The sequence below is a fragment of the Nitrosospira sp. Is2 genome (assembly GCF_033095785.1).
Classification (GTDB): domain Bacteria; phylum Pseudomonadota; class Gammaproteobacteria; order Burkholderiales; family Nitrosomonadaceae; genus Nitrosospira.
This window is the reverse complement of sequence record NZ_CP137134.1, coordinates 2,371,585-2,393,074: the sequence shown is the minus strand read 5'-3', so window position 1 is coordinate 2,393,074 and position 21,490 is coordinate 2,371,585. Positions and strand designations below refer to the sequence as shown.

17 protein-coding genes are annotated in these 21,490 nt (G+C 56.9%); 2 read left to right on the top strand and 15 right to left on the bottom strand.

Going from position 1 to position 21,490, the window contains the following annotated elements; genetic code table 11:
• Positions 1-5: 5 nt before the first annotated feature.
• On the bottom strand, positions 6-1,301 hold the full coding sequence (locus tag R5L00_RS10510) for a CapA family protein (protein WP_317651584.1): 1,296 nt from the start codon (positions 1,299-1,301) through the stop codon (positions 6-8).
• On the opposite strand from R5L00_RS10510, the gene R5L00_RS10505 reads away from it, so the two are divergent.
• Positions 1,286-1,831, top strand: coding sequence for a pyrimidine dimer DNA glycosylase/endonuclease V (locus R5L00_RS10505; RefSeq protein WP_317651582.1), 546 nt, complete (start codon positions 1,286-1,288; stop codon positions 1,829-1,831). The two genes, R5L00_RS10510 and R5L00_RS10505, sit on opposite strands and share 16 nt — an antisense overlap.
• 764 nt (positions 1,832-2,595) lie before the next feature.
• Positions 2,596-2,856 carry a hypothetical protein gene (locus R5L00_RS10500; protein ID WP_317651580.1) on the top strand — a complete coding sequence of 87 codons (261 nt, stop codon included), beginning with the start codon at positions 2,596-2,598 and terminating at the stop codon, positions 2,854-2,856.
• Here the strand turns inward: R5L00_RS10500 and R5L00_RS10495 are convergent.
• The 14 genes from R5L00_RS10495 to R5L00_RS10430 all read right to left on the bottom strand — a co-directional run bounded on the left by R5L00_RS10495 (position 2,828) and on the right by R5L00_RS10430 (position 21,285).
• Entirely contained in the window at positions 2,828-2,932 is a 105-nt protein-coding gene (locus tag R5L00_RS10495; protein WP_411555562.1) for a hypothetical protein, read from the bottom strand. The two genes, R5L00_RS10500 and R5L00_RS10495, sit on opposite strands and share 29 nt — an antisense overlap.
• A 34-nt stretch (positions 2,933-2,966) precedes the next feature.
• A complete protein-coding gene (locus R5L00_RS10490) occupies positions 2,967-3,215 on the bottom strand; it encodes a DUF1524 domain-containing protein (protein WP_317651578.1) in 249 nt (82 codons plus the stop codon).
• Positions 3,216-3,227: 12 nt separating this feature from the next.
• Positions 3,228-3,452 carry a hypothetical protein gene (locus R5L00_RS10485; protein WP_317651576.1) on the bottom strand — a complete coding sequence of 75 codons (225 nt, stop codon included), beginning with the start codon at positions 3,450-3,452 and terminating at the stop codon, positions 3,228-3,230.
• A gap of 98 nt (positions 3,453-3,550) precedes the next feature.
• Positions 3,551-3,982, bottom strand: coding sequence for a DUF262 domain-containing protein (locus R5L00_RS10480; RefSeq protein WP_317651574.1), 432 nt, complete (start codon positions 3,980-3,982; stop codon positions 3,551-3,553).
• Positions 3,979-4,326 carry a DUF262 domain-containing protein gene (locus R5L00_RS10475; RefSeq protein ID WP_317651573.1) on the bottom strand — a complete coding sequence of 116 codons (348 nt, stop codon included), beginning with the start codon at positions 4,324-4,326 and terminating at the stop codon, positions 3,979-3,981. Before R5L00_RS10475 ends, R5L00_RS10480 begins: the two co-directional genes overlap by 4 nt.
• On the bottom strand, positions 4,290-4,511 hold the full coding sequence (locus tag R5L00_RS10470; protein ID WP_317651572.1) for a DUF262 domain-containing protein: 222 nt from the start codon (positions 4,509-4,511) through the stop codon (positions 4,290-4,292). The genes R5L00_RS10475 and R5L00_RS10470 overlap by 37 nt, the downstream gene beginning before the upstream one ends.
• Before the next feature lie 33 nt (positions 4,512-4,544).
• The gene (locus tag R5L00_RS10465; RefSeq protein ID WP_317651570.1) at positions 4,545-5,369 is read right to left on the bottom strand and encodes an HNH endonuclease; all 825 of its coding nucleotides are present in this window, start codon (positions 5,367-5,369) and stop codon (positions 4,545-4,547) included.
• Positions 5,366-6,598, bottom strand: coding sequence for a hypothetical protein (locus R5L00_RS10460; protein ID WP_317651568.1), 1,233 nt, complete (start codon positions 6,596-6,598; stop codon positions 5,366-5,368). Before R5L00_RS10460 ends, R5L00_RS10465 begins: the two co-directional genes overlap by 4 nt.
• A gap of 15 nt (positions 6,599-6,613) precedes the next feature.
• Positions 6,614-7,297 carry an RNA ligase family protein gene (locus R5L00_RS10455; protein WP_317651566.1) on the bottom strand — a complete coding sequence of 228 codons (684 nt, stop codon included), beginning with the start codon at positions 7,295-7,297 and terminating at the stop codon, positions 6,614-6,616.
• 3 nt (positions 7,298-7,300) lie between these two features.
• Positions 7,301-7,834 carry a hypothetical protein gene (locus tag R5L00_RS10450; protein ID WP_317651564.1) on the bottom strand — a complete coding sequence of 178 codons (534 nt, stop codon included), beginning with the start codon at positions 7,832-7,834 and terminating at the stop codon, positions 7,301-7,303.
• The gene (locus R5L00_RS10445; protein WP_317651562.1) at positions 7,831-9,183 is read right to left on the bottom strand and encodes an AAA family ATPase; all 1,353 of its coding nucleotides are present in this window, start codon (positions 9,181-9,183) and stop codon (positions 7,831-7,833) included. Before R5L00_RS10445 ends, R5L00_RS10450 begins: the two co-directional genes overlap by 4 nt.
• The gene (locus tag R5L00_RS10440; protein ID WP_317651560.1) at positions 9,183-13,172 is read right to left on the bottom strand and encodes an Eco57I restriction-modification methylase domain-containing protein; all 3,990 of its coding nucleotides are present in this window, start codon (positions 13,170-13,172) and stop codon (positions 9,183-9,185) included. Before R5L00_RS10440 ends, R5L00_RS10445 begins: the two co-directional genes overlap by 1 nt.
• A gap of 23 nt (positions 13,173-13,195) precedes the next feature.
• Complete coding sequence (locus R5L00_RS10435; protein ID WP_317651558.1) at positions 13,196-15,991, bottom strand: helicase-related protein; 2,796 nt, start codon at positions 15,989-15,991, stop codon at positions 13,196-13,198.
• Entirely contained in the window at positions 15,988-21,285 is a 5,298-nt protein-coding gene (locus R5L00_RS10430) for a DEAD/DEAH box helicase (RefSeq protein ID WP_317651556.1), read from the bottom strand. The genes R5L00_RS10435 and R5L00_RS10430 overlap by 4 nt, the downstream gene beginning before the upstream one ends.
• Positions 21,286-21,490: the final 205 nt, after the last annotated feature.

Genomic DNA, 21,490 nt, shown 5'->3' with positions numbered 1-21,490 from the left:
CGGTTTTATGACGTCCACTGCAGCATTAGCCCGTTATCATCAGATGCTTCCACTCTGTTACCGAACCTTTTGCCTTCCCTGTCCAGGACTTTCTGTAGCCACAGCGCATCGTCCGCCGAGGCATGGTTGAGCCTGAAGCGCTTCATCTGCAGTGGGATCATTTCCAGGCTCACCAGCGTACCCTTCGACGCATCGACGCGCACAAAATACATCACGGTCAGGTCACCCCGATAAGTTTCATGGCCTGAGATTCCTTCATAATCGTTCAGAAAATCGCCACAGCCGTAAAGAATGAGCTTGCTGTTATAGACTTCGATCCCCTTCACGTGATGCGAAGAGTGGCCGTGAACGACATCCACGCCTGCTTCATCAATCAGCCGATGAGCGAACTCCTGCTGCTCGCGCGGAATGTGATATCCCCAGTTTCCGCCCCAGTGTATCGAACCAACCACAACATCGCACGATCGCTTGACCGCGGCGATGCGGTTGCGGATGCCCCGAATTGTACGTCGAGAAAAATCAGTCAATAGGTCCACTCCGGGTCTATTCTCCGCCGCGACCCAATCAAAGGGAATACCGCTGGTCTCAGAACCAAAAGAGAGTACCAGCACGCGCCCTCTCCCAGGAACAGATAGCATTGCCGGTTCTTGCGCCTCGCTGATGTTGTTACCCGCTCCTGCGGTTTTCAGTCCTGCCTGTTTCAGGGTACTCAGCGTTTCGGCGAGACCTGAATAGCCCCAATCCAGAACATGATTGTTCGCCAACCCGCAGCAGTCGATCCTGGCGGCAGTAATGCACGCAATATTGTCGGGATTCATCCTGTAATTGACTGCCTTGTCCTGCACATCATCACTGCGCGTTACGGCCGTTTCCAAATTGATGATGCGGCAGTTCGGCTGTCTGCGTTCCAGTTCGGTAAGCGCATCACCCCAGATATATGAAAAACTCACCGCTTTCGGAATCGGACCGTTCGCTTCTTCGGCAAGCTCAACATAGCCGCGCGCGGTCTTCATATACCCCTCATAAAGGATAGGATTGCCGGGGTGTGGCAGTACCTGGTCAATTCCCCTCCCGGTCATGACATCCCCGCAGAGAAATAGCGTAATCAAGCTGGAATGTTCCACACCCGCTTCCGAACGGTTTTGTACGCTATGCTTTACCGTAAGCGCATTATCGGTTGTAATAGTCTGGCCATACAATGGGCGAACTGCTGCAGTTAATCCGGTCGAAAGCGCGGACACAAGAAATTTGCGGCGTTTCAGCTGACGGCCGATAATCGTGGGGTTTGCCCAATTCTTCATGGCACCGCTGGTTCTACACAGTAAGCTTTATCCTAGACCAGATTGACGAAAAATATTCGCTAGCCATGCGCCTGTGGACACTTCATCCCCGCTATCTGGATGCCAGAGGTCTTACCGCTGCATGGCGGGAAGCGCTGTTGGCGCAAAAAGTATTGTCGGGATTGACCACCGGCTACGCGCATCATCCGCAGCTTATCCGGTTTCGGCGGCATCCTCAGCCGCTGATGGCAGTGGGCGTATTTTTAGCTGGCCTTGCCGGGGAAGCCGAACGTCGAGGTTATCACTTCGATACAGCAAAAATTTTGAAGATGGGAAGCGTGAGACAAATTGACGAAACGGATGGGCAACTTCTCCTGGAGTGGTCCCACCTGAACGAAAAACTGCGGAAACGGGCTCCGCACCTTTATCAGCAGTTTCAAGATATCCGTATCCCGGAGCCGCATCCATTATTTCGCGTCGTCCCCGGAGGGATCAGAGATTGGGAGAAGCAGCGGGTCAATAAAGGTCCCCAGGCTATCCCTGAGCCTTAAAAGTCCTCAGAAGTCCCCAGTGTCAAGTCTGTGCGTGACGGGAATATCGTACCCACCGAAGACGCTCTCGCTTGGGCGGTCGTCGCGCTACTTCTTACACGGGTGTGGGGGCGTGCCCCTATTAACGACTTTAAAGACCCAATGGTGGCAGCGGGCATTCAATTTTTTGAAGTGACAGACTCGGATGGTCCACGGTGCTGGCAAGTTCAAGTGGGGCGGCTTCGCTTGCTAAAGCTGGACTGTTATACTTTTAGCGATCGAACAATAACCACCGTTACCTCTCGCTCCGCTAAAGCATGAATTCAAACTCAACCTGCCAAGTTCTGGCGCCTTCCACCTGGAATCACCCATGCGTTACTGGCTGAGTAAAGCGTAAGGTGATAATGGAGGTTGCTGAAACGCCCGGTTTACAGGGGTTCCAGCGGATTAACTCAGTTCCGAAGAGTGACGTTACGTTAGTTTGGGTGGGAATCTGGGTGGGAATCGGAGTATTCTGCCACAAACAGCCTCAACGAAAAGGGGAAGTCAAGGATTTAAGCAGGTGACGGTGCGAGGTCATTGCCAGGGTGTCCTCCACATTTAATCATCAAGATACTGTATTGAAATGCTTTGATACCTAACGCATTATCGAGTTACCACGTTTGGGGACTCCATACCCACCCTCATCAACCTGTACCAGACAATGCATCAGGACCACGAGGAGGACGATTCCAACTTTGGGATTTACGGATCAACAATCCTATTATTGATTGGTCAAGCCCGCGGTGACGAATCAACCAGAGCACGGTAGTGGCGTACACATCGGCGCAGGTAGCTTTGGATTCGACATCGTGATTGCGCTCCCTCGTCAGGCCTCGACAGGCGTCGTTTTTAAAACATCCCGCGCCAACGCTATAAGCATTCCGTGCCGCTTCTCGATCGATGTGGCATCCCACGTCGGGAACGCCTCCAATTTCTCATTGATCCTGGAGATGGATGTGTTCTGCCCGACATTCTTCAGCTCGACCAAACTGCGCGTGAGATAGTTGCTGCTGTTTCGGTACTCGGCCTGCTTCCAGTGTAGAAGTTATTCCCGGCCACGATATTGATTGGCTTCTCCAAAAGGGTCAGATTACCCAGCCGGTTCTTGTAGTCGTCATAGACAGCGATGGTGTTTTTCAGTGGCCCATTTTCCCTGCAGCTCTGCGGTTGGCGTGTCCGGCAGAATGTGCTCGATTTCGAGGCTGGTGTATGGCTCCAAGCTGCCGAGTGATTTGATGCCGCTGAAAGCCATGTCCACGTGCTGGGTCAGCCGTGCCAGCAGATAGCGTGTCCGGTATTGCTGCATCGTGTACCGCGAGAAGCGCTTCAGTGCATCTGACAGCTCCGATGATTTCGCTGCCATGTTGCCCTCAAATCAATCCGCTACGAACGCGTTGAGCGCTGCCCGTTGCTTCACCGGGTCCGTGATGGCTGCAATCGTCCTCAGCTCGTCGGCCCACAGCGAAAAATTACGTTCCAGATCCTTGGTCGGCGTTTTGGTGAAGATGTAATAGAACAGGAAGCTCTCAAGCTGGGTGACGAAGTGATCGAACAGCGGTTTCGGCAAGGCAGCAGCCGCCAGCAGCAACACGTAGTGCAAGCTGAACGCGCCACCAGCCAGCCTTTAGGCTATCCATGGCGAGGTTCGGCTTGCCATCGTTGCCAAGGCCATTCCCGAAAGCGAGGTAATGTTCGACGCTACGAATGACCTTCCCACGAACTCAAACGGCTTGTTCGCGTAGTCGCACAGCGGGGCATTGTCCTTATCGACAAACCAGTCGTAAATCTCGTCTTCCCCACGACGGCGTCGCCGCGGTCGTTCTTGATGACATAGTTGGCCATCAGGAAATAGCGGAGGAACCGCAGCAGCTTTTCCTTTTCCTTCTCCAGCGGCTTTGTAATCTTCTTCCACTCGTCCTTGAGCTGGGTGAACTGTGTCTGCTTAACCTGCGTGAACAGCAGGTTCTTCAGCAAGTCCATCGGGTTGAGGCCGACGCCACGCTCGTTAATGGTCTCAAAGATCTTCAGCGCGCTGCTCACGTCCGCCGAGATCTGGATGAACACGACGTTGTTGGCTAGGTAGCCCCAATACTTCTTCAGCTTGGTCGAGTCGTCGTAGTTGTCCTTCAAGTAGCGGTGAAGCGTGCCGTAGCATTTACCAGATTTTCCAGTGATCCAAAGCTGGCTATCCCTGCAGCTTGAATGCCCGCACGCACGGCCAGCGGGTCGGTGTCCAGCTCTACCAGCTTGGCCATGACTTCGCCCGCGTTTTCGTAACGCGGCTCCAGCTTCAAACTGGCCCTCGTCTCGCCGTCGCGGTCCGTGTAGCTGGTCGAAATCAAGCTGCTGACGGTCTGCCGCTGGGGTTCACCCTGAAACACATGCTTCAGGGCGCAAAGCAGCAGGAAGAATGTGGTCAGACGCTGCTGACCATCGATCACTTCGTAGTGATTCTTCTGATCCGTCGGCGACACCAGCACGGTGCCAAAAAAAAGTATTCCCTCGTCGAACCTGCATCGATCTGCTCGTTGATGTCCTCCAACAGCTGTTGGACTTCTTTGTCCGTCCAGACGTACTCGCGCTGATAGTCCGGAACGATGTAGAAGCACTCCCTGAAGGCTTCCTCGATGCTATATTCGTGGTTCTCAATACGGGCCATGTTCTTATTCCTTCATTCTTCACATCATGGTGTTTAGATCAAATTGCTTGCAACTGGCGACAATCGTTGCTGCAAGCGGGCGCGGTGCAGTGCAAGGTACGGTTGGTGCAGTGCATTGACCCAGCGGAGTTTCATACCGGGCGCAATACCTAGGGGAAGCAAATTCAGTCCCACTAATGCAGGCGCAATCACCAGCACGCGCTGTTCATCAAAGCTGATCAGAAAACGGTCAAACAATGCATCGAGATTGGCGCTAAGGAGAAAGCCGTTGAATACATCCAGCCGCTCAGCATCCGCTTCACACTCCGCCCAAGGTTTGGCGTGGCTGGCACGCAGCACCTCGGGGATGGCAATACCGGTCACGGCGCAAGCACCACCCCAGTAATCCAGCATCGCGTCGCGGAACTTATTTTGCCCGATGCGCTGGCGCACCAGGCGCTCCACTTCGGTGCCAGCATTGCCGGCGGACAAGGTCGACAGTTCCATCGCCACCGCCTGCTGGTAGTCGGTAGCAGCCTGACTGGGCAGAGAGCGCGCGAGGCTGGCTGCACGGCGGAGCAACGCCGCCAGCGCCGCCTCGCTCCGCGCTGTGAATTTGTCAGCCCCACCGCCTGAGTGCGGAAAACTGCGTCCAAGCTCCGCACGCAAGGTTGTGGAAGCCGACTGAAAATGCACTTGATAAGCATCGTTTTCAATGCTCACCGAAGCGCGGCTCGAATGGCACGCCGAAGCCAAGATGACGCCATCTGCAGCCGATGCCAGCACATATTCAAAGCCGTTATCGTTGCCGCATTTTTCAATGAGGGCGAGTTGTAGAGGGTTCTGGGCACTCACGCTGGTTTGCCAAAATCCGATCACGACATTACCGGCCCAGCTTTTGCTGCCACTTCTTCCTTCAACAGCGCGCCATCCATTACAGATTGCGGAATCTCCTTCATAACGCGCTCGCCAAAATCCTTGTTCTTGAGCGTTTCGTAGGTCACATCCTTGTAGAACTTGTGGATCTTCATCCCGAATACCAATTCCTCAGCCGTTGGAAACGACTTGGCAAGCTCTTCTCTGACATAAACGGCGGCCGACTCTTCGGTGGCAAGAAACAGGCCGCGAAAACGCGATGGTGGATTTGCCATAACTGCCCGCGACAAGTCGGGGACAATCGCGTCGATGACTTTATTCAAAGCCTCCTGCAAATCCTTCTTCAGGGCTTCCTTACAGTCATCCAAATCCTTTTCGATTTTCGCCAGCTCATTCTCGAAACTCTGCCGCTTCGACTTCAGCATTACGCGGCCAGCCTGCCCCACAGGCACCAAATAAGCTTGACGCAGCTCTTCTAGCTTCTCGGTGACCTCTTGAAGCGCTTTGGGTTTTTCGACTTTATCCAACACTTTGAGTGATGCGGTCACGCGATCTTTCAGCGCTTTATCTTGACTGGCGATTAGCGGCAGGGTTTTGGGCAACTGAATGCGGCGACTCTGGATATTGAACCCCTCAAATGTCAGCTCAACAAATTGAATGAGTGCGGCATACACTTGCGTTTGACGCGCCAGGTCAAATTGCTGCGGTGGCGCAATTTCAAGCGCACGCTTGACCTTGCACAGAGTGACCTCGTCAACGGGCTCACTGCCGACCACCGGGTATTCCAGGCCACGCGAAAGCTTTTCACCCTTGCTCACAGGCGGAAGCTCTGCACGCAACACAATGACTTGTGCCGAAGTCAGAGTGATGGCATTGAATGCCTCACTGTCGGCAGTGGGGTCTGTCTCTACCAGGCTTGGAGAAGTGGCGAAACTCCAGCCAGCGTCATCGCAAATCAGCGCACCAATGCGCAAGCCTGCATGCTGGCGAACTATGACACCCGCCTGATCCAAGATCTCAACTGCGGCATGTTCGCCATAACCCAGGCGCGCAACCCGCGCCGATATGTCCAGTACCACCTGCACCGCGCCTTGCCCGAGCCGTAGGTGGGCCTGTTGTAGCACTTTGGCCACCGGCATGCAGATACCCGGTGCAGCCAGAATTACATGTTTTTTTGCTGCTTCAATTTCCTGACATATTCGCTCGTTGGTTAGCGTGGTAAATAGGGGCATAGCGTCGTCCTCGAATTATTCATATTGAATCCTATTCCACTCAATCCTCTGCTTGCGCCAGTGCGCGTCGATGGCTTGCGTGAAGTCGGGCCGGACCAGCTTGGCGCGGGCTTCGCACCACTCGGCCGATTCGCGCCGAATCACCACGCCTTCCAGCGCACCGTTGCGGTAACGGCTGTGTGTGGTGGCGACAAGCTGTTTGAGCGAGGAAACATTGGTCTTTCCCTGCAGCACCTGCGGCACCGTCGCTAACCCTGCCTCGCGTGCCAATACATTGCGGCGCGAGGTGCTCCAGAAACGGCCTGCGCTGCGGTCAAACACATCAAACAACAGGAACCAATCCGGCAGCGCGGGATAGTCCAGCGAATGGCGCGCCGCACACCACTCGCCAAACAAAATTAAGCCCGGTTTGAGGACAGTTAGCAGAGCCGCGCTGTGCTGTTCGGACCAAGCGCGCAAGCGCGAAAACTGGCCGACGTGAGGCTCGACGAAATACTGGCCGCGATTCTGAGCGCGAATGCTGCCGTCAGGCGCGAGGGATAGGCCCAAATTGGCGCCGTCCAACTTCTCCTCCACAACCACGTTGCCTACGAGCAGTGCCGCCGCTTCGATCGGTGACAGTACTTTGTCATCGCGCGGGACGCCGGCGCCCAACCAGGTTAAATGCGGGATGTTGGGAAAGCGAAAGAAATCCCTCATGTATCAAACGACCGGCAATGCAGGCAAAGGGATGTTTGGGAACTTATTCCCGTAAAACTTACAAACATCGTCGGGGCACAAAAAATCTACTCGAACCCCTTTCCCATGCAAGGCTGGCCACCAATTCAGCCACTTGCAGTCCGCCGCCTGCCAAACCGGCGGCTTGTCTGGGTGGGCATGTGCCACCGCCGCGAACTTGCGATCGGGCGCGTCAAAGCTCGCCTGCAATGACGGGTCTGGAAATTCGGCAAATTCGTTTGCCGCAGTTTCTGTAAGAGACATTTTATGCACTCGCTGTGTGTTGGCCTGATTCTGCAATAGCCATTTCAAAAACGCATCACCCATGCGAGACCCGTTGTTTGGATTAGTTTTGTTTTGGTATTCATTGAAAATTCGGTATTCGTTATCAACTACGACAATACCTCCTTGAGCATCTAACAGTTTCTGCACACAGGCCAATATGCATTCTTCCGAAATATCGTGATGCTGCCGATTGGCCACCAATAAGACATTGGTATCAATAACCACGGCGCTCATTGATCGCCTTCATTTGTGTTGGTGGTCCTGCGCAGCTCTAACTTTCTCCGCATTGCCGCCATGGTGCGAGCGGCAATGTCACCCATTTCATCGCCAAAAAAATTTGGTGGCCAATTGCTGATGTCCCCGTACTCATCCAACTGCAATGGGCTTAGCTCCGCCCTTTTTTCTTTACGCTCAACAAAATACATAGCCAAGTCTTTCATCGGAATCTTCTGTTCCGCAACGCGACGTTGCAAACGGGTTAGCAAATGCTCAGAGTGAGTTTCAACAATAAACTGCACCCTCCGCTCTCTGCTAACCTCTGAAAACAGTTCAGCTAATTGGCTCTGCGCCAACGGATGCAAATGGCTTTCTGGCTCTTCGACGATGACGATATGCCCCGGCTGGGCAAATAAGGCCGCGACAATGACGGGGATGACCTGCGAAACACCCACACCGACATCCTTGAGGTTGCTGGCCTGGCCGTCGTTTTCAATCATCAATTCATAGCGTGTAGAACTGCCCAGTGCGCGAATGGACAGGCCATCCGCCAGATTCATCTCTTTAAGCCAATGAATCGTTTGCTCGAATAGTTGCGCTTCGGCAGGTAGCACTTGTTTGCGCTTGAGAGCAGACTGCCGCGCTAGGCCACTGGCGATCAATGCATCCACCGCTTTGGAACCATCGTCGCCGATGTATGCAGGCATGCGACCAGCCCACACATAATCGCGTTGCGCCATGCGACGAACCGGGCCCAGATAAATGATGCGGCCCAGTTCATCCAACAAGGCAGGGCCAATCGACTTGATTGGTTCCGCCTGCGCCTTTAGTTTGTTCAGTGTGGCCGCTGAAAAGGCAAATGAACGCTCCGGGCGAAAATCCGCACTTTGGCCCAAAGGCTTGGCCTGCGTCGCCAGGCTCAGGCGGTAAATGCCAGGCCTGCGACGCTGCACGCTAAAACCTTGCCCATCTTTCCCCAAACGCAGAAAAGCCAGTTCTGCGCTACCGGCCGGTCCCTTGTTGTAGCGTGCTGAAAACAGCGTCGAGCTTTCTGCCTGGTCGTGCTCACCCCAGCGAAATTCGATACCCACCTGAGTCGCGGACGTGCTTTCACTGGCGGCGCCATGGCGGCAAAGCAAATCCTTAAATTGCCCCAGCGTTATCGAATCATCGGCATCGGCATTGCCCAGATTGAGATCCAGATTGGGGTTGTCGCCTTTCACCGTTTGTCGGATCAGAAGCAGGCTCTGGATCAGGCTGGATTTACCGGAAGAGTTGGTGCCGAGCAGCAAGGTAATGGGCGCCAGGCGAATAGGCCCCGTGCTGCGCCAGATCTTGAAGTTTTCCAGTTTCAAGTGCGTCAGCATCAGTACAACTCTCCTCGCTCCAGCTTGTCCCACGCCTCCAGCACCAGCCGCTGGGTGCAGTATTCGCCGAACTCTCGCATCTCGTTTTTCTTAAGCACGCGGAAGGTTTCGCTGGGGTAATCCTCAGCCATTACATCGGCGGGATCGAGAATGTAGCGCAACTCGTCGCGGGTGAGGCGGTAGAGTTTGGCGTAGTAGGCATCGAGTTCGGCGCGCGGTTGCGCGCGGCGATTGGGATTGAAGGCGAAGGGTTCGCCGAAATAGCCGAGGTCTTGCGCCCACCGTTTCAGGTCGTGAGTGGTGTAGGTGAGTTCCAGCACGCGCGGGACGATGAATTCAAGGTCGGTTTCGGTGTAGTGCTTAGGGGGCAATACGGGAAATTGTTTGAGATAACCGTAAGTTAAATGCGTGCCGCCAACCTTCACTCGCGCAACAAAATCCAGAACCAACGCACCAAGGTTACCCAGTAACGCTGCAACTTGTGCCGGCTCTCGGGTTGTCATGAGCAGTGGCATGGTGTGGCCCACCCCCACCCTCGGCACCACACTCGCAATCACGGTGCGTTCATTGGTGGCATTGGTGATATCCCGCCAGCCCATCAGCCAATTGCGGTCCCAGTGCCAAATCACGTTACCATCTCGGTCACGCTTGGTCAGACGCTCTTCCACTTCGTCAGCGGACACCCAATACCGCGGGGTGACGACGTAACCGGGATCGGCTTTTTCAGCCTCGCTCACCTCGCGGCTGTTGCCGTCAACGGTATAGGTTGCCCAGCGGTGGTCAAACTGGTGCATCATTTTGGCTTCGTACAGCGGCAGCAGGTCATTGCCAGCCTCGTCATGAAACAAGTCGCTATCGTTTGCCATATCGAGCATGCGCATGAAGCTGATGCCCCATGGGTTGCCGCCGGGGCAATTGTCGTCGATCAACACCGGTGCGGTGCGATAGAGTTTTTTGGTCAATTCGGCATCGCGCTCGCTGCGAAAGACTGGGCAGGTGAGCGTATTGGGGTTGATGAGCTGGAATTCTCCGGGCGTGAGAGTAAAGCGTCGCCGCGGGTCTGCCAGATACTCAACTGATAGCAAGTAGTGGGCAAGTTCGGCATCAGATTGCGTCATGCCAATGGTCACCAAAGCGAACGGCGTATCAGGATGCACTGAAGGGAAAATGCGCTTGGCGTTGTCGAATCCGAAGAAGGACACCAGCCGTTTGCCGCTCACCAAGCTTTGAAAAAAGCGCTTGGTGGAATCGTCCGTGCCAAGCCCGGACGGGACGATGAATCCGCCGCGCCCGTTGGCATGAGTAATCTGGCTGATGGTTTCGGCAAACAGTGCGTAGGTATTGACATCACCGACCCCCGACAAGGGATAACGCCCACCGTCCTCACCCTTCATATGCGCAAAAACACTTGCGGATTCCGCCGTGCGGCGTGCATTGATGAATTCAACATAAAGGCGCTGCTCAGCCTCACATTCGCGCGGTGCGTGCTCTAGTTGCGGAAAAAGATGTTTGGCCAGCATGCCCTCGCTCAGCCACTGGATGCGCTGGCTGCGCTCTGCTTTGTTTTTGGCTTGCGCCACATCTCGGTGGCGGGTGGCGAAGAATTCTTCTTCTTGCAGCTTTATGCGTTCCCACGGTGGGTTACCCAGCACGCAATCAAAGCCTCCACCGGCAAACACCTGCGGAAAGGCTAGTGGCCAGTGCAGTACCCGTGCGTCAGCACAGGCCGTTTGTGCGGCTGCCAACGCATCTTGTTGTGCCGCTGGCAGCGTCTCACCCAGCAGGGTCAGGTAGAGCGTGGTGCTGGTAGGGATGCGTTGCTCGGCTCCTTCGAGTTTTGGCAGTAAATAGGCTCCTATCAGCAGATCGGCAGCGTGCGCCAACCGACTGGTTTTCGCTTGTTCCGAGAACGCACGGTAGGCGGCTTCCTTGGCAACGATCTGCTGTGTGGAGTTTTCCGGAAGGGCTTCGAGCGCTTGCAACTGACTGAGACCACTGCCGCTGGCGCTTCCCACATCGAACTGGCCAAAGGCGCGGGCGTTGCGTTTCTTTTCCAAGTCTTTGAGCGCGGCAGCGTTGGTTTTGGCAAGCTGCTTGCACACTTCCTTGTCGTCGCCTGAGAGCGGCTTGAAAGCATCTTTGGCGATGCCCAGTTCCAGCGCTTTCAAATCGGTCAGCCCCAACAGCGCGTCGCCGACTTGTAGGTGGTGGTCGAGAAAACCTAATGGCCGGCCTTCTTCAAAGCCCTCCAGCCACAATGCGGTGCGCGTCAGTTCGATGGCCATGGGGTTGCGGTCCACCCCGAAAATACACTTGGCCACCACTTCACGCAGGCCGTGGCGGAACTCTTGTTCTGTTTGTTCGCCATCGGTGACCCGAAGCTGTGCGAGCTTTTCGGCCAAACGGCGGGCTGCCGCCAGCAAAAAGTGGCCGCTGCCGCAGGCGGGGTCGATGACGCGGATAGCGAGTAGTGCCTCGATGGGCGCATCGGGCTGCGCGGCGAGACGCTGCGTAATCACCGGGTCGAGCGCGGACTTGATCAATTCCTGCACCAGCGAATCGGGCGTATAGTAGCTGCCGCTGAGTTTGCGCGCATTGCCGGCGGTGCTGCCTTCGCTGGTGAGGCCGACAAAGCCAAACTTACGAGCCGGCAGGTCGACCTCCGGCACCAGCTCCAGCAGGCTTTCGTACACGCTGCCCAACTCCTCCGGCCCCATGTTGCGGTAGTCCACCGGAGCGAGCACGCCTCCGCTATTACGAACAGAATGCCTGGCCCAGCGCAGGTTTTGCATGGCCGCGAGCAGATGCGCGTTATCCAGACTGGCGGCATCCAGTGCCAGGCATTGGCCCGTGGCGAACAAGCCACCGAGGGCGGGCAAGGCCAAGCGCGGTTCGCCTTCGCTCAAGCCTTTAAAGATGATGCGTAGCGCTTGCCAGTGGTCATCAAAACGGTTGCGGGCGCGGCGCTTGAGGCAAAGCTCGCGCAGGCGGGCCAAGGCATAGCCCGCGGCGTAGGCGCGGCGAGCGGCTTGAGCCGTTTTGCTTTCATCTTGAGGGTGCAGCAGGCCTCGCTCTTCGACGCTGAAAACAAAGATCAGCCGGTAAATCAGCCGCAACAGTTGCTGGAAGTAGGCATCTTTGCTGAGTTCGCCGTAATGAAGAGCGCTGCGCAGGGCGTCATTGGCGGGGTGTTGGAGAAAACCTTCACCCAAGGTCAGCAAGGCATCGGTCACGCCCAGGCGCAGGCCTTCGCGCACGCGGGTGCCTTCTTCCTGCCCGGCTGTACGCCAGCGCTCCCAGATGCACTCGGCGGGTTCACCGGCAGCGCGGCTGGCATGCAGCACGCGCCAGACATTGGCGAATTCGGCATAACGCTGACCCTCGAGCAAATCGGCCAGGTCAATTTCAAGATAGCTGGGGCGGGTGAGCGTGGCGGCATCGCGCAGCAGGCGCAGGGTGATGCCATTGCAGACGATTCCCCACAAGTGCCCGGGGCTGGCGTTGAGCAGTTCTTGCATCAGCATGAAGGCCGATTTTTTGCGCACCCCAGAACCCGCTATGGCAAATCGTGCATCGGGTTCATGCAAAGGCAGGGTATGCGGTGCTACCACCACCGGCACATGGCCTGCCAGCAGGCTGATTGGATAATAGCGCTCGCCTAGTGTGATGCCAGGGCAAGCTTGCAGATTGATGCAACCAAACACATCACGCAGCAGCTCTTGCGCAAAGGTGTGGGTGAGCACAGCGGCATCCACATCGGCCCGTTCAAGCTGGGCGGCGAAGTGCTTCCACTGAGCACGAGCGATCTGGAAGGCGCGGCTGTAATCATCCTTGAGCGTGAGGCCCTTGGGGGTCCCATAGTCGGCTTCGCTTTGCCATCGGGCGCTGCCGAGCGCGGCCTTTTCTAATTGATCCGGCAGAAACAACCCGCCTTCAAGTGTGAGCGTGTGCAGGTTGAGCGCGGCTTGGCTTTTACGCAGCTTTCTCATGTTTTTATCCCAGCGGCTGCCCGTTACAGTGCATCTGGCAGCAGCACATACACACCCATCACGTCCACGGGCAGGCAGGCGTTGACGCTGTATTGGCCAACATCGCGCGCTGCTTCACGCACACGTTGGTGGTCGGCCAGCAAGGTTTGGGCGCGTTCCTCGGCCAGCGTTTGCAGTTGCCGGGGATGTGCGGCGAGAAAATCCAGCGCGGTGCGGATTTCGCGCTGCATGGCTTCCACGGGCAGGTTGCCGGTGGGCATGCATTCCAGCAACCGCGCCACGGCATCACCTTGCAGCCATTGCGGATTGCTGCGGCCTTTCACGGCCAGCGACAGGGTTTCTTCGGCCATCATCTGGAACGGCTTACGACGGCGAACATAGCCCAATTGATGGCGCAGGCGCAGTAAGTACACGGTGGTGACCACCTCCACGGCATCGGTCAGGGTGGCGGCGCAGCGTGCGGCAACGCCCGTCTCACCGGCTAGACTGATCTCCAGCACGTGTTCAGCCAGCAAACTGACCAGCGGGTGACTGCGGTGCATTTCGTTGAAGTTGAGCAGCAGGGGCTTGGCGATGCCTTCATCGGCCAGGCGCAGGCGCAGCGCTTCGGGCAGATGCTGCGGCAGAAAGCGAAACTGCTGTTTGCGCGCCGGCTCCAGCGGGACATTGAGGCGGGCGCAGGCGCTGTGTACAAAGCGTTGCACATCGGTCTGGGTGCCGAGCGCTTCTTGCTGCTTTTGCCACTCGGGCAGCACTTCATCGGGGCGGATACGGCGCTGAGCAAATACGGTACGGTTGGCCTTGGCTTTTTCCAATGCGTCCCGCCATTGGGCTTGCAACGGCGCGAGGATGCGCTCGGGCTCGCCAAAATCAAAACTGGCCTGGGGCGTTGATTGACGACTGTCACTGCGCTTCATCAGCGCCGCCTTGACCAGCGCCTGATTGATGCGGGCTTCGTCTTCCGGCATGGGCACCAGCACGCCCAGTTCTTTCTGGATGGTTTCACATTTGCGCAGAATCACGTTCAGCACAAAACCATCGACGGGGTTATCCTGCCCCCAGAGCATGGTGCAGCGCACCTCTGCGGCCTGCTGGCCAAAACGATCGACGCGGCCTTCCCGCTGCTCGTGGCGGGTGGGGTTCCAGGCCAGATCGTAGTGAACGACTGCGGTAAACAGGTGCTGCAGGTTGATGCCCTCGGAAAGGCAGTCGGTCGCCACCAGAATGCGCGGTTCGCCTTCTTCCATCGCTTCGACACGCTCGCGGCGCTCTTCCGGGGTGTATTCCCCGGTGACGGAATCGACAGTGGTCCTGGGAAAGGCGTTGCGCAGGTGTTCGGCCACGTAGTGAGCGGTGGCGATGTAACGGCAAAACACCACGGTGTCGTAGCCGTCTTTCACCAGCGCCTCGACATGCCTCATAAGCGCGGCCAACTTCGGGTCACCCGCCTTGCCGGAGAGGCGTTCTGCTTCTTGGATCAAGCCTTGCAGCCGGCTGGCCTCTTCCAGTTGCGCGGGCGGCTCCAAGTCGCTGCTGTCGAGGTTATCGGCCTCTCCATCATGCAGGCGTTCGTCGGCCAGCAGGTCGTCTGTTTCAAGACTGCCTTCTAGCCGAGTGGTGAGTGCTTTGACAGCAGCGGCGGGTGACGAGGCGACGCAACGCAAAAGTGCGAGCGTGGCATACCAGATCAGGCGGCCACGGCCTTCACCCTGTTGCTCGATGCATTCTTCAAAATTCAGGGCCAGCTCGCGGCAATAGTCCTGAACCGAATCAAAAAACGCGCCCCAATCCCCGCTGAGCTGGTAGGTGACTTCGGTTTTCATGCGCCGAGGAAAACCACGGCCATCGCCGGTTTGGGCCTGCCATTCGGCAATGTCCTTGCGTCGACGCTGGACGAAATGCCGTGCCAGCTCCTGACGCAAAGGATCCCCCGCCGACATGCGATTTTGCAAGGCGCTGAAGCGTGGGTCGAGCAAAGACAGCAGGTTGTAAAACGCGGTCTCGTCGCCTGAGTGCGGCGTGGCGGTGAGGAGGATCAGATGACGGGTTTCATCCTTGACCAAGCGTTGCAACAACTCAAAGCGCAGTTGCTTGCCCGTACCACTGCTGGCGCAGGTATGTGCTTCGTCAACAATAACGCACTCCGGTGCAATCGCCAGAAAGTGTTCGCGATGGCGCTCGCTCTTGATGTAATCCAGACTCACCACAACCACGGGATAGTAATCGAACAGACTCACGCCATGGGGAAGATCGCGCTCGATGCGTGCAGCAGATGCCGATGTCAGCGTCACCGCTTGCAGGTTAAAGCGGGTTTCCAGTTCGCTTTGCCATTGCTCCACCAGATGCGGGGGGCAGAGTACGGCGAGGCGGGCGATCTCGCCACGGTCCATCAGTTCACGGGCGATCAGCCCGGCTTCGATGGTTTTCCCAATACCAACGTCATCGGCAATCAATAGGCGAACTGTAGTTAGACGCAGCGCCATCAATAACGGTACCAACTGATAGCCGCGCGGCTCTACCGCGATATTGCCAAACGAACGGAATGGCCCGCCACCAGCACGCAGCTTGAGGCGCAGAGCATCGCGTAGCAGCAAGGCGGCAGCATGGTTTCCCACATGCTCAGGTTCGGGCCATGGGAAGGTGGCAGGCGTTACCGGTTGTAGCTCGAGCGCTGGGACGAGGGAGATGGTGTCGTCATCCGCACCGCCGAGTGGACGCAGGCGCAGCCAGTCAGGGCGGGATTCACTTTGAACCACCCATTCACGCCCCCGGGCACGAACCAGGTTGCCTGGCATGAAGTCGTGTTCAAGTTGGGTCATTGTGGCTGTTCGAATTTGCCGAACACATCGGGATGCGCAGCAAACTGCGCATGCCAGAGCGATGGATCGGAGAAGTTCAGTACTTTCCAGCCCTTATCTGCCAATAAGGCGGCAGTGTTGGTATCAACGTAGTCAAGAAATACCAGGGCGCGGGCCGACTTGTATTGGCCTGCAGCTATTTCAGTGCCTTGGTTGACGGGTACCTGCATGGCATCCGGATGGCGCAAGCCGGCGGCATCCAAGGCGTGCAGCCACTGCTTGAGATGATCATCGGTCGGTATGCTTGCTGAAGCTGAAGCTGGGGCTGGGGCTGGCTCTCGCTTGGGTTGGACTTCGGCATTGGCCAGCGCCACCAGTACCTCGAGCGCATCAACATTGCGGCGATTGATGTTTTCGTGGTCGGGCTGGTTGAAGTAGGACAGCAGGCATTGGTAGCAACCTGCTTCACAGATGTGGTTGCCCAGCGCATTGGTTTGCTCCAGCGACGGCAAGTCTTCCAGCTTCCAGTCCCCCTGCGGCGCCTGGTGATGCAGCAGTTTGAGTGCGTTACTGGCGACCTGCGCCAGGCTGGCCGGGTCGCTGGCAATGCGCGTAAGCACGCCCGCGCCGCCTTCGGCAGCCTCGTAGAACATCAAGGCACGGCGCTCGTCTGCTTTGGGCAGCGGTTCCGCCACGAGTTCCGACTCTTCAATCTGGAAGGTCATCTCGATGCCGCGTTTGAGCGCCGCCTGCAAGGTCGCCATGGCCTCGATCGACAAGGCATGCACGGGCGCGAGAATCAGCAGGTTGCGGTGATCCTCGACAAAGGGAACGATGCGCTGGTTGGGTACTTTGTCGAGCAGCGCCTCGTCCTTGCCCTCGTCTTCATTGCCACCCGGTTCGTCCTGCTTGCTCCAGGTGCCGGTGATGGGGTTGATGTAAAAGCCCAGCTGCTGTTTGTTCTTGCGCCTGCGCCAGCCACAGTTGATGCGCCACAAGCGGGCCGCAGGCGCATAGGTCAGCTCGGCCAGGGTTTGCTCGCCGTGCCTGACCTCGGCTTTACGCTGCTGAATGACGCCATCCGGCCCCGGCAGGAAACGGTAGGTGGTTTGCAGCTCAAATCCCTGACGCTGCCGATCTTCATCGTTGATAGAGATTCGTTCGACGGCGACCGTTTCCACGGTTTCGATCCGGTACAGCTCGCGCACCCAGTCGTGCTCGGTCAACAGGGCATCGCAGTTCTCACAGCGATTGACCAAGGGCTGCGCACCGTTGATGTCACCCAGATGGCCATAGCCGCATTGACTGCAGACGAGTGAGGAAGTGGTGGCCAGCTGGCTGTTGCCGGAGATATGATCGGCTGAACCCACGTTAAGCTTGGCGCGCACCACGCGGTACATGCGCCCCTGGTGATAGATCAGACTGCGCGGGCCGAACTCCGACAAGGCCAAAAAGCGCGGGCGACTCACCATGCTGCCCTCGTCATCCTTGCCGCTTGCCTTTGTGCCCCCGCGCGCGGGAATCCAAGCCATCAGGGGCAAGCGCGGGAAATTGTAGCCCGGCAGGAAACCCTGGCTGGCCAGATAACGGTAGGTGTAGAAATCCGAATTCTGGGTGTTGCCGCTCTTGAGCAACACGTCGTATTGCCGGGCCGCATCGCCGTAACGACGCTGGGCGTTCTGGCGCTCACTGTGAGATGCCGTATGGCTTTTGACGATCTGGTCGGCCATGTTCATTTGTGTGCGGGTAGCATCGAACAAGACGCGCCAGCGCTCCAGTGCGTCGGAGAATGTCTGAGGTGCACGTTCAATCACCTTTTGCACATAATCAGCTGAAAACCAGTCGCTGCCTGCCATCTCCTGTTGCAGCTGGGCAATGACGCGGGCAGCACTGGCCTGAGCACGCTGCGTGGCTGCCGGATCATTCAGTGCATCGCGGTAGGACTTGATCAACGGCTTGCCCGGCTGATCAAGGTCAAGCATGGGGGCGATACTGACATCGAGTGCAATGTGGGTGTTTGCCAGCCAGACCGCCTGCAAATGGCTCTCGACCAGATCGCGATTGGCCAGATCCAGCGTGGGCGCACGGACGACCCCATGCACCATTTCATTGGCGTGATGGAAAAACCACTGGTCATGTGGGCTCAACGAAGCGCAATAACTGATCACCAGCGCTTGTTGACCTGATCGGCCTGCTCGGCCACTGCGCTGAGCGTAATTGGCAGGGGTCGGCGGGACATTGCGCAGGTACACGGTATTCAGCGCGGAAATGTCGACGCCCAGCTCCATGGTGGGCGAGCAGAACATGACTGGCAGTCGTTCCAGCGGGGCTTCGTGCGCTGGGTTGTCTGCCCAGTCCTTACGGTCATTGTCGGTGTAGCGGAAACGTTGTTCCAGCAATTGACGGCGTCTAGCGTCCACCTGAGCGGTGTGTTCCTGCGCCTCAAAATCGAACAGCGGATGGCTCTTCTGGCGTAATAAATCGGCGATGTTCAGATAGAGCGCGCGGAAGAATTGATTAGCGCGCGCGTCTCCCCGCGGGAGGGAATCTTCTGGCAAACACCAATCCATCGCCGCTGCATTGACGCGCCAACCTATCAACTGTTGATCGATCGAATGCTTCTGGACATAACCGTAGAGCGCAGCTGCTTGCAGCAGCGCCTCCACCAGTTCGATCCATTCGCGGTCCTTCCAGTTTGTAACTTGACCGGCGAAGGCCGTTTCTTTCCAGAAGGAGGCGGTTTTGATGTCGCGCAGCAGGCGCGAGCGAGGCCCGCCCGTCACCAGATCCGTTCTTGGTTTGCCCCGGTATTCCGGCCGCTTACCGAGAATCAGGTACTTGGCCGTTTCCAGCACTTCATCAGACGCGAAGGCCCACCGCTCGTTGAGGTAAGGGTGGGCGCTGGTTCTGGCCTTCTCCTGCTCTACCGGATCGAGATAGCGTGTCTCCAAGCACAACCCGCGACGCATCGTGTCGAAAACAAGCCGACACAAGTTTGCTCGGTGCCCTGCATTCAATTTCCCCAGCGTGCCATTTTTCCCGAAGGCGGCCGAGTCGGCACAAAATTCATCCAGACTACGGTAGTTGATAGCCAGCAAACCCAGTTGATCTAGGTTCGGGTTATTGAAGCGCCAGCCGCGTCGCAGATCACGTAGCAAACGGTAGCCAATAATGTAGCGCAGTGTGCGCTGAGCTTCTTGCCGAGCCAGGCCCATGAGCTTGGGTGTGCGCAGGTATTCGACCAGCGTGGCTTCGTCCAGCCGATCAAAGCCGAGTGCCTTGAACACGGCATCGGCCAACTGCTCTTCACTCAGCTCATCGCTGTTGCTCTGCAGAGCGCCAATAAGACCTGCACGCAAGGTCAGCAAGAAGACGAAATCATTGAAATGACCAGCTTGCAGCGCTGCATCTTGACGGTTGTCGGTAAAGCCAAGTAATTTGCGCGGGTCGGGCTGGCCGGGCTCCGGTTCAGCCTCGTTGAAAAGCTGCCGCAGAGCGCTGAGCGTCAGAATGGTTGTGGCAGATGATCGTCCTTCGCCTGAAAGACTGGCCAGGCGGTTGATGTCCTTGCCATGCGCTTCATGCAACTGACCGCAATTCAGACAGAAGCGAAACTTTCCTGGGATGTACCAGAACGATTCGCCGTGACCCTCGTTTCCCTGTGCGTCAACGCTGACGCTATAGGGCACAGCCTTTTTGTAGTTCTGTTTGATCTTGGGTGGGTCGCGACTCAAATCCAGCCAGGTCTCCGGGAGATCTTCGATATCGCCTCGGTAGGGCAGATTGGAGCCAGCAGGACACAGGAATCCGTAAACGACGTCTTCGTTATCGTCTGCCGTAACGTCATCAATTTCGCGCGGGCTGTAATTCTTGGGTGCCCGCTTTGATTGCCAAACCGGTAGGTACTCCTGGCCGCAATCTCGGCAAAAGTGCGCGGGGTAGAGTTGGACGCCTTCGTCCTGACGGCCTGGCGCGAAACGCTGCGCATCCAGGGTGATATGACGAATACCTTGCATTTCAAGCGTGGCAAGTACCTTGCCAGGACCGCTGATAAATTGGTGAAGTTTGAACGCAAATGGCGGCCGGCCTTGCGGGGTTCTGATTTCATGTGCGGCCACCAGAAAGCGCTGCAGACCATTGCGGGCTACATCCATCGTGCAATCTGCGTCATTTGCCAGTTTTTCACTGGCCGCTTGGATAGTCATCGGCTTTGCTCGACGCGGCGGCTCGTTGTCGGGCAGTTCAATGCCGAGATTCAATTCGACCCAGATCGACAGTGGATCAATCCGAAACGCATCGAAGTTTGCCCAGGTAAATTCTGGGCGCGCTACCGCAGTGCCCAAATCAGGCTGCACGGCCGCGACATCTTTTAGTGGATCGGTTACGCGCTCCAGGGTCTCGCCGATGATGTCCTGCTCGCTTATACGCGCACCAAAAAGCTTAGTAGCAACCTCTGCAACAGTCTTGTTTCGATCCGCCAGGTTTCCGGTGCTGGACATGGTGGCGGATGTGCCGATGCAGACGAGTTCCTCCGCCTGCAGTCGCTCGCGCAAACGGCGCACTAGCAAGGCCACATCCGCACCTTGACGTCCACGATAGGTATGGAGCTCATCGAGGATCAGAAACCCCAGCCCTTGGCAGTGATCTACCACGCGCCGATCCACCTCGTCGAAGCGAGTAAGGATCAGCTCCAACATCATGAAGTTGGTCAACAGGATGTCAGGCGGGTTGTCGGCAATAGCGTTGCGTTCCACCTTTGACTCTTGGCCGGTATAACGGGCAACCGTGAAGGGTTGCTGCCCATCCGGATAGCCATGTAGAAATTTATCGAGCTCTTCGAGCTGGCTATTCGCCAGTGCATTCATCGGATAGATGACGATGGCCCGAGTACGCGCTGCTGTTTCTTGATCCTTTGCTTTCAAAATCCGATCAATGACAGGGATGAAGAATGACAGTGACTTGCCGGAGCCTGTACCCGTGGTGACGACATAGCTCTGCTTTCGCTGCCCCTTGGCCAATGCCTGCAACTGATGAGTATAGAGGTGTAGCGGCTGGGGATGCCCCTCTGCTTTACCCACCTGAAAGAGTTCGGCACAGGCGCGATGCAATACACCCTCTGCGACCAGCTCTTGCACTGTACCTTTGCGCTGATAGTTCGGATTGATTTGAACGAGGGGCTCTGGCCAATAACGCCCATCGGCATACTGCCGTTCCACCTCATCCCTAATGTCTGGCGCAGCGATTCGGGAAAAGCTTCGTGAAAACGACGTGTATTCGCTGATGAGCTGGTCGCGGAAGGCAAATACGTTATTCATTGATTCTGTTCTTCCGTTGGGGAGTGTAGCCGGATGCTAGTACCGCATTCTTGACGTCATACAGTGCCCAGTGGTCTTTCAGCCAAAATCAGTATTCATGGCCTCAAGCTGTGATCAGGCGAGGCATCTACACTCTAGCACAGCAGTATGTAACTGGCGACGGCAGCGCGAACGCGCCTCCGTATCCAACCGTCTTGCATTCGTA